The organism is Mycobacterium sp. 3-98 (assembly GCF_035918355.1).
Taxonomy (GTDB): Bacteria; Actinomycetota; Actinomycetes; order Mycobacteriales; family Mycobacteriaceae; genus Mycobacterium; species Mycobacterium intracellulare.
In genome coordinates this window covers 3,777,727-3,785,952 of the sequence record NZ_CP142360.1, presented here as the reverse complement: position 1 = coordinate 3,785,952, position 8,226 = coordinate 3,777,727, and the positions used below count along the sequence as shown (strand labels likewise).

Annotated in this window: 10 protein-coding genes; 7 read left to right on the top strand and 3 right to left on the bottom strand. The window is 69.0% G+C overall.

Features of this window, described 5'->3' with window-relative positions; all coding sequences use genetic code 11:
- Positions 1-31: 31 nt before the first annotated feature.
- Both QGN30_RS17875 and QGN30_RS17870 read left to right on the top strand, forming a co-directional pair.
- Positions 32-568, top strand: a complete 537-nt coding sequence (locus tag QGN30_RS17875; RefSeq protein WP_009976241.1) for a hypothetical protein — start codon at positions 32-34, stop codon at positions 566-568.
- A 281-nt stretch (positions 569-849) separates the two neighbouring features.
- Positions 850-1,368 carry a hypothetical protein gene (locus QGN30_RS17870; RefSeq protein ID WP_042911352.1) on the top strand — a complete coding sequence of 173 codons (519 nt, stop codon included), beginning with the start codon at positions 850-852 and terminating at the stop codon, positions 1,366-1,368.
- Here the strand turns inward: QGN30_RS17870 and QGN30_RS17865 are convergent.
- The 3 genes from QGN30_RS17865 to QGN30_RS17855 form a co-directional block, all read right to left on the bottom strand.
- Entirely contained in the window at positions 1,362-2,276 is a 915-nt protein-coding gene (locus tag QGN30_RS17865; RefSeq protein WP_136245809.1) for a sigma-70 family RNA polymerase sigma factor, read from the bottom strand. The two genes, QGN30_RS17870 and QGN30_RS17865, sit on opposite strands and share 7 nt — an antisense overlap.
- Positions 2,273-2,869, bottom strand: coding sequence for a carboxymuconolactone decarboxylase family protein (locus QGN30_RS17860; protein WP_014384383.1), 597 nt, complete (start codon positions 2,867-2,869; stop codon positions 2,273-2,275). The genes QGN30_RS17865 and QGN30_RS17860 overlap by 4 nt, the downstream gene beginning before the upstream one ends.
- Before the next feature lie 83 nt (positions 2,870-2,952).
- Positions 2,953-3,267 carry a type II toxin-antitoxin system VapB family antitoxin gene (locus QGN30_RS17855; protein WP_008255581.1) on the bottom strand — a complete coding sequence of 105 codons (315 nt, stop codon included), beginning with the start codon at positions 3,265-3,267 and terminating at the stop codon, positions 2,953-2,955.
- 171 nt (positions 3,268-3,438) lie between these two features.
- On the opposite strand from QGN30_RS17855, the gene hrcA reads away from it, so the two are divergent.
- The 5 genes from hrcA to ybeY all read left to right on the top strand — a co-directional run bounded on the left by hrcA (position 3,439) and on the right by ybeY (position 8,176).
- The gene (hrcA, locus tag QGN30_RS17850) at positions 3,439-4,470 is read left to right on the top strand and encodes a heat-inducible transcriptional repressor HrcA (RefSeq protein WP_009953090.1); all 1,032 of its coding nucleotides are present in this window, start codon (positions 3,439-3,441) and stop codon (positions 4,468-4,470) included.
- Between the two features lie 56 nt (positions 4,471-4,526).
- Positions 4,527-5,675 (top strand): molecular chaperone DnaJ, encoded by a 1,149-nt coding sequence (dnaJ, locus tag QGN30_RS17845; RefSeq protein ID WP_008255583.1) that lies wholly within the window; start codon positions 4,527-4,529, stop codon positions 5,673-5,675.
- A gap of 13 nt (positions 5,676-5,688) precedes the next feature.
- The gene (locus QGN30_RS17840; protein ID WP_225330889.1) at positions 5,689-6,450 is read left to right on the top strand and encodes a 16S rRNA (uracil(1498)-N(3))-methyltransferase; all 762 of its coding nucleotides are present in this window, start codon (positions 5,689-5,691) and stop codon (positions 6,448-6,450) included.
- 113 nt (positions 6,451-6,563) lie between these two features.
- A complete protein-coding gene (locus tag QGN30_RS17835) occupies positions 6,564-7,622 on the top strand; it encodes a PhoH family protein (protein ID WP_029384281.1) in 1,059 nt (352 codons plus the stop codon).
- Between the two features lie 20 nt (positions 7,623-7,642).
- Positions 7,643-8,176 carry an rRNA maturation RNase YbeY gene (gene ybeY / locus QGN30_RS17830; RefSeq protein ID WP_008255587.1) on the top strand — a complete coding sequence of 178 codons (534 nt, stop codon included), beginning with the start codon at positions 7,643-7,645 and terminating at the stop codon, positions 8,174-8,176.
- The last annotated feature ends 50 nt before the right edge of the window (positions 8,177-8,226 follow it).

The following is an 8,226-nucleotide window of genomic DNA, read 5'->3' as shown; positions in this document are numbered from 1 at the left end:
GCCACGGTCCATGTGTATCGAAGGGGGACCTGTGAATTCCGTGAAGTCCATTGCCACGGGCGTGGCGGCGCTGACCGCCATTGGCGGCGCCGCCGCCGGTGTGGCTTCAATTGCAGCACCGATGGGTCTGGATCATGTGCAACTGGCTGCGGTCGGCGCGCCACTGCCGCAGGACCCGCCACCGCCTCCGCCCCCGCCGCCGGGTGCGCCGGGCCAGTTGCCGACGGCCGATCAGTTGGCCACTCTGTGCAACCAGGTAACCGACCCCGGCGTCAACTACAGGGAGAAGGCCAACTTCGTTGAAAACGGCGTCAGCCAAAACGAGGGCATGGTGGCCGACCATGACCTGCGAAAGGCCTACCGCAACGGGAACTTTCCCGAGCAGTTCAACGTGACGAACATCGCGCCGGCGGGTCCGAACATGGCCCAGGCCGACGTCGCCATCACGGGCCCGAAGTTCGCCGGCCCCGTGACCAAGCACCTCGCGTTCGTCAACCAGGGTGGGAACTGGGTCCTGCAGCACGACGCGGCGATCGCGCTGATACAGGCCGCGACCGCCACCAACTGATGACCGCGCGGTGCCTGCCGCGCAAACCCGAAGCCGGTCTGGCGCATTCGCCGGACGTTCCGACACTCGAGAACACCCCATGCGTCGCCTTCTGGCGGCGCATGGGGTTTGGCATCTGCGGCCACCGGCAAGGGCGCCCGCACAGCCGGCGCACAGGGTGCTCATGTCGTTCGCACAACGGGCGGCCGTAACGTATCGGTGCCGAGACACGAAGTACGAGACGCAACGGGCACGCTGACACCACCCGAGCGTCGAGATTCGTGCCCACCGAAGGGGGAACCATGAACACTGTCAAAACCCTTGCCACCAGCGTGGCAGCTCTGGCGATCGTCGGCGGCGCGGCCGCCGGCCTGACCTCGATGTCGGAGCCGAGCCCGCAGGTGGGGGTGCAGCTCGCCACGATCGGCGCGCCGCTTCCGCAGGATCCGCCGCCGGCGCAGCCGGTCGCGGGCGCTAATGTCCCGACGCCCGATCAGCTGACCGGCCTGCTCAACAGCCTGGCCGACCCGAGCGTGTCGTTCAGCAACAAGAGCAACCTGGTGCAGGGCGGCATCAGCGGCATCGAGGCGCACGTCGCCGACAAGAAGCTGCAGAAGGCCGCGAAAAACGGTGACCTGCCGCTGTCGTTCGACGTGACGAACATCCAACCCACCGCCGCCGGCTCGGCGACCGCCGACGTGTCGGTCTCCGGTCCCAAGCTGACGTCCCCGGTCACCCAGAACGTCACCTTCGTCAACCAGGGCGGCTGGGTGCTGTCCCGGGCCTCGGCGATGGAGCTGCTGCAGGCCGCCGGTCAGTGATCGGCGCCGGGCGCGCGCAGGCCTAATTTCGCGATGCGTGCCGGATCCGCCAGCACATCGATCGCCCGGATCCGGCCGCCCCGCACCACGAATCCCATGACGGACGCCGCGCGTCCGGCGACGAAGATGACGGCGCCGGCGGCGCCGTTGACGGTCGCGGCGCGCACCTCGCGGTCGGGCCCGGCGTAGCTTCGGGCCACCGTGGCCACCGAGGCCGCACCGTCGGCCCGGAACGCCGCCGCGGGCGGGCCGAAGTCACCCCGCAGCACCACCTCGGGATGTAGCACCGACACCAAACGCTCGAAGTCACCACTGCGGCCCGCCGCGAAGAAGGCGTCCACCACCTCGCGTTGGGCGGCGAGGTCGCCGTCGGGAACCGGATCGGCCCGCTCGATCCGCCGGCGCGCGCGGCTGGCCAGCTTGCGGGCCGACTCCGGCGTCCGATCGACGATGGTGGCGATCTGATCGAACGGCACGCTGAAGACGTCGTGCAGCACGAAGGCCAATCGCTCCGCCGGCGGCAGCGTGTCCAGCACCACGAACAGCGCCAGCCCCACCGCGTCGGCCAGCATCGCGCGGTGTTCGGGATCGAATTCCTCGTCGGCTTCCACGATCGGGTCGGGCAGGCGGGCGCTCAGCTCCTCGCCGCCGTGAGTTCGGCGCTCGCGCAACATGTTCAGGCAGATGCGGGCGACCACGGTGGTCAGCCACGCGTCGGGGTTGGCGACCGTCTCCCCGGAGCTGCCGCTCAACCGCAGCCAGGCCTCCTGCACGGCGTCCTGGGCGTCCTCGAACGAGCCCAGCATGCGATACGCGAGGGCGCCCAACCGCGGCCGGGCCGCCTCGAAGCGCGCCGTCAACGCCCGCAGTGACGGCGATGACGGCGCGGACGCATCGGGATTGGTCACGGGCGACCAGTCTCCGGCAGGGCGCACACGCGGTCGCCGGAAAAGCCCGACGACCCGATGTCGAGCGCGATGTTGAAGCGGGCGCGCAGATTGCCCAGCGTGATGACGTGGGTCAGGCCGACCAGTTGGGCGGTGTCGAAGTGCGCGCGCAGCGCCTCGAAAAGCTCATCGCTCACCTCGACGGGGGTGCGGCTGATCGCGGTCGCGTATTCGAGGATCAGTTTGTCGACGTCGGAAAAGCACGGCGCGTCCCGATAATTGGCCATCCCCAGCAGCTCTTCGTCGGTGATGCCCCATTGCCGGGCGATCTGCGAGCCGAGGTCGATGCAGTATTCGCAGCGCACCGTCGTCGCCGATTTCAGCTCCGCCAGCGCTCGGTGGCGCGGGCTGAGAACGTCCAGCTTCGATTCGGCCTGCTCCAACTTGCCGTAGGCGTTGAGCAGTCTGGGGATGTGCGCATACATCCGCAGCGGTTCCAGCATTCCCGCGGTTTCCAGCCCGGTCATCTGCGCGAGCTTGCGCCTGGTGAAGAAGAAGGCGATCTTGGCGCCCAGGCCGGCGTCGCGGTCGGAGACTCCCTGTAGCCGTGGCATGGCGATCCTCCCGGCAAGTTGTGGTCGTGAACCAACGTCCTCACTAGGTCGACACGCGGGAAGGCCCAAACGTGACCACTAACTCACCCGGGCTGGCCCAGGGGCATGTCCATGTCGAACACGCGGGCGTGAAGCACGGTGCGGTTCCGCAGCGCGGCGCGCACCGCGCGGTGCAGGCCGTCCTCGAGATAGGTGGTGCCCTTCCACCGCACCGCGTGCGGGAACAGGTCGCCGTAGAAGGTGGAGTCCTCCGAGAGCAGGCGGTCCAGCGCGAGCACCGTTGTGGTGGTGACCAATTCGTCGAGCCGGATCTGTTGCGGCGGTATCTGGGACCAATCCCGATAGGACAGGTTGTGCTCGGGATACGGTTTGCCGTCGCGCACGCCCTTGAAAATCATTGGCCGATCTCCCCCGACGCATAGCTGTGGCCCGACCGGTTCATGCTGGAAAGGCTAGCCGGACACCGGCCGTCCCGGCGAGCAGACGCTTGCGCTCCACCGGTGCGGGCGACGGCGCCCGAGACCGTAAAATGAACCGGGTCAAAGCGGTATCGAAGGAGGTGACGACCAGTGGGAACTGCCGATGACCGACGGTTCGAGGTGCTGCGGGCCATCGTCGCTGATTTCGTCGCCACCAAAGAGCCGATCGGTTCCAAGACGCTGGTGGAGCGCCACAACCTGGGTGTCTCGTCGGCCACCGTCCGCAACGACATGGCGGTGCTCGAGGCCGAGGGCTACATCACCCAGCCACACACCAGTTCCGGGCGGGTGCCCACCGAGAAGGGCTACCGCGAATTCGTCGACCGGCTCGACGACGTCAAGCCGCTGTCCTCGGCCGAACGGCGCGCGATCCAGGGATTCCTGGAGTCCGGTGTCGACCTCGACGACGTCCTGCGCCGCGCCGTGCGGCTGCTCGCGCAACTGACCCGGCAGGTGGCCGTCGTGCAGTACCCGACGCTGTCGTCGTCGACCGTGCGCCACCTCGAAGTGATCGCGCTGACGCCCGCGCGGCTGCTGATGGTCGTCATCACCGACTCCGGCCGGGTGGACCAGCGCGTGGTCGAACTCGGCGACGTCATCGACGACCACGAACTCTCCCAGCTGCGGGAGATGCTCGGCCAGGCGCTGGTGGGCAAGAAACTGTCGGCCGCCTCGGTCGCGGTGGCCGACCTCGCCGGGCAGCTGAGCAGCCCGGAAGGGCTGGGCGACGCCGTGGGCCGATCGGCGACGGTGTTGCTGGAGTCACTCGTCGAGCACACCGAGGAACGCCTGCTGATGGGCGGCACCGCCAACCTGACCCGCAACGCCGCCGATTTCGGCGGCTCGCTGCGCTCCATCCTGGAAGCGCTCGAGGAGCAGGTGGTGGTGCTGCGGTTGCTGGCCGCCCAGCAGGAAGCCGGTAAGGTGACGGTTCGCATCGGCCACGAGACGGCCGCCGAGCAGATACTGGGCACTTCCGTGGTGACCACCGCCTACGGCACCTCCGACACCGTGTACGGGGGAATGGGTGTGCTGGGGCCCACCCGGATGGACTATCCGGGAACTATCGCCAGCGTTGCCGCGGTTGCCCTATATATCGGCGAAGTCCTGGGTGCTCGATGAACGCGCACCCGCAGTGTGGGTAGGCGCGGAGAAGACCAGGTATAGGAGAGTCAGGCGTGGCACGCGATTATTACGGGCTGCTCGGCGTGAGCAGAAACGCCGGTGACGCGGAGATCAAGCGCGCGTACCGCAAGTTGGCGCGCGAACTGCATCCCGACGTCAATCCCGATGAGGCCGCGCAGGCGAAGTTCAAGGAAATCAGCGTCGCCTACGAGGTGCTGAGCGACCCCGAGAAGCGGCGGATCGTCGACCTGGGCGGCGATCCGATGGAGAACGCGGCCGCGGCCGGCGGCGGTTTCGGCGGCGGTTTCGGGGGCCTGGGCGACGTGTTCGAGGCCTTCTTCGGCGGCGGTTTCAGTGGCGGCGCGACCTCCCGAGGTCCCATCGGGCGGGTACGGCCCGGCTCGGATTCGCTGCTGCGGATGCGGCTCGATCTCGAAGAGTGCGCGACCGGCGTCACCAAGCAGGTCACCGTCGACACCGCCGTGCTGTGTGACCGCTGCCAGGGCAAGGGCACCAATGGCGACTCGGCTCCGGTGCCCTGCGACACGTGTGGTGGTCGCGGCGAGGTCCAGACCGTGCAGCGTTCCCTGCTGGGGCAGGTGATGACGTCGCGACCGTGTCCGACCTGCCGCGGCGTCGGGGTCGTCATCCCCGACCCGTGCCACCAGTGCATGGGTGACGGCCGGGTGCGCGCCCGCCGGGAGATCAGCGTCAAGATCCCCGCCGGTGTCGGCGACGGCATGCGCGTGCGGCTGGCCGCCCAGGGCGAGGTGGGACCCGGCGGCGGGCCGGCCGGTGACCTGTACGTCGAGGTGCACGAGCAGAGCCACGACGTCTTCGTCCGCGAAGGCGACGACCTGCACTGCACCGTGTCGGTGCCGATGGTCGACGCGGCGCTGGGCGCCACCGTCACCGTCGACGCCATCCTGGACGGCGTCAGCGAGATCACCATTCCGCCGGGCACCCAACCGGCTTCGGTCATCACGCTGCGCGGCCACGGGATGCCGCACCTGCGCACCGGCACCCGCGGCGATCTGCATGTCCACGTCGAGGTGGTGGTTCCCGCCCGCCTGGACGCCCGCGACACCGAACTGCTGCGCGAACTGAAGGCACGCCGCAGCCGCGACGTCCCCGAGGTGCGCTCGACCCACGCCGGCGGCGGCCTGTTCAGCCGGCTCCGCGAGACGTTCACCGGACGCTAGCCAAGGCGCGCCGATGGTCGCGACCCTGTTCTACGCTGACGCGCTGCCCGAGACCGGCGCGCTGGCCGTCCTGGGCGGTGACGAGGGGTTTCATGCCGCCAGCGTGCGGCGGATCCGCCCCGGCGAGCAACTGGTGCTCGGCGACGGCGCCGGCGGCCTGGCGCACTGCGAGGTGGAGCACGCCGGGCGTGACGGGCTGCGCGCGCGGGTGCTCAAGCGCTGGAGCGTCGCGCCCGGAACCCCGCCGGTGACCGTCGTGCAGGCCCTGCCGAAGTCGGAGCGATCGGAGCTGGCCATCGAGCTGGCCACCGAGGCGGGGGCCGACGGGTTTTTGGCCTGGCAGGCCGCCCGCTGCGTGGCCAACTGGCACGGCGCCCGGGTCGAGAAAGGTCTGCGCCGCTGGCGTGCGGTCGCCCGTTCGGCGGCCCGGCAATCCCGCCGGGCCCACATCCCGCCGGTCGACGGAGTGCTGTCCACCCCGGCGCTGACCTCGCGCATCCGCGACGAGGTGGCCGGCGGCGCGACGGTGCTGGCCTTGCACGAGTCGGCCACCGAGCGGCTCGCCGACGCCGACCTCGCGGGAGCGACATCGGTGTTGTTGGTGGTCGGCCCCGAGGGCGGGATCGCCGACGACGAGATGGCGGCGTTGTCCGACGCGGGCGCGACGGCGGTGCGGCTGGGTCCGCAGGTGCTGCGGACGTCGACCGCCGCGGCCGTGGCGCTCGGTGCGCTGGGGGTGCTGACCCCGCGATGGGACCACCCGTCGAGCCTGTAAACACTCGTCGCGCGCTGCACATTGGGGCCAGCGTCGACCCGGCGGTAGGATAAAAACGCTAGAAAACGCCGGAATCGGCGAGCACTTCACACAAGGCAGGCATCGAAAACCACGTGACGCCCCGCGAGACCAGCGCTGCTGACGCAGCCGGACCCCTCCAGGCCGACGCTCAAGTTCGCAGCAGCATCAACGTTCCGCCCCATTCCGTCATGGGCCTGCTGGGTTCGGCAGACGAGAACCTGCGCTCGCTGGAACGCACCCTGGACGCGGATCTGCACGTGCGTGGCAACACCGTCACCATCTCCGGTGAGCCCGCCGACGTCGCGCTCGCCGAACGGGTGATCTCCGAACTGATCGCGATCGTCGCCGGTGGGCAGCCGTTGACCCCGGAGGTGGTCCGGCACAGCGTCGCCATGCTGGCCGGCACAGACAACGAGTCACCGGCCGAGGTGCTCACGCTGGACATCCTGTCGCGGCGCGGCAAGACGATTCGGCCCAAGACGCTCAACCAGAAGCGCTACGTCGACGCCATCGACGCCAACACCGTCGTCTTCGGGGTGGGCCCGGCCGGCACCGGCAAGACTTACCTGGCAATGGCCAAGGCGGTCAACGCTTTACAGACCAAACAGGTCAGCCGCATCATCCTGACCCGCCCGGCCGTGGAAGCCGGTGAGCGCCTTGGCTTTTTGCCTGGCACGCTCAGCGAGAAGATCGACCCGTACCTGCGGCCGCTGTACGACGCGCTCTACGACATGATGGACGCCGAACTGATCCCCAAGCTGATGTCGGCGGGGGTCATCGAGGTGGCGCCGCTGGCGTACATGCGTGGTAGGACGTTGAACTCCGCGTTCATCGTGCTCGACGAGGCGCAGAACACCACCGCCGAGCAGATGAAGATGTTCCTCACCCGCTTGGGCTTCGGATCCAAGATCGTCGTCACCGGCGACATCACCCAGGTCGACCTTCCGGGCGGGGCCAGGTCGGGTCTGCGTTCGGCGATCGAGATCCTCGACAGCGTCGAGGACATCCACGTGGCGGAACTGACCAGCGTGGACGTGGTGCGCCACCGGCTGGTCTCGGAAATCGTCGACGCCTACGCCAAGTTCGAAGAGCCTGACCTCACGATGAACCGGGCGGCCCGGCGGGCGTCGGGCTCGCGCGGTCGCCGATGATGGTGCGGTGAGCGGGTTCCATGAGCATTGAGGTATCCAACGAGTCGGGCATCGACGTCTCCGAGGCCGAGTTGATCAGCGTCGCGCGGCATGTCATCGCCAAGATGGACGTCAATCCGGCGGCCGAGCTGTCGATGGTGCTGTTGGACACCGCGGCGATGGCCGACCTGCACATGCGCTGGATGGACCTGCCCGGGCCCACCGACGTGATGAGCTTCCCGATGGACGAGCTCGAACCGGGCGGGCGCCCGGACGCCCCCGAGCCCGGGCCCTCGATGCTGGGCGACATCGTGCTGTGCCCGGAATTCGCGGCCAGTCAGGCCGCCGCGGCGGGGCACAGCCTGGGGCACGAACTGGCGCTGCTGACCATCCACGGGGTGCTGCACCTGATCGGCTACGACCACGGCGAGCCGGACGAGGAAAAGGAGATGTTCGCGCTGCAGGACCGGTTGCTCGAGGAGTGGGTCGCCGACCAGGTCGAGGCCTACCGCCAGGACCGCCAGGAAGAGCGCGACCGCCGATTGCTGGACAAGTCAAGGTATTTCGACAATTGAGCCGACTCTGGATCCTGGTGGCGGCAGCCATCGCGTTCGCGCCGATCTCG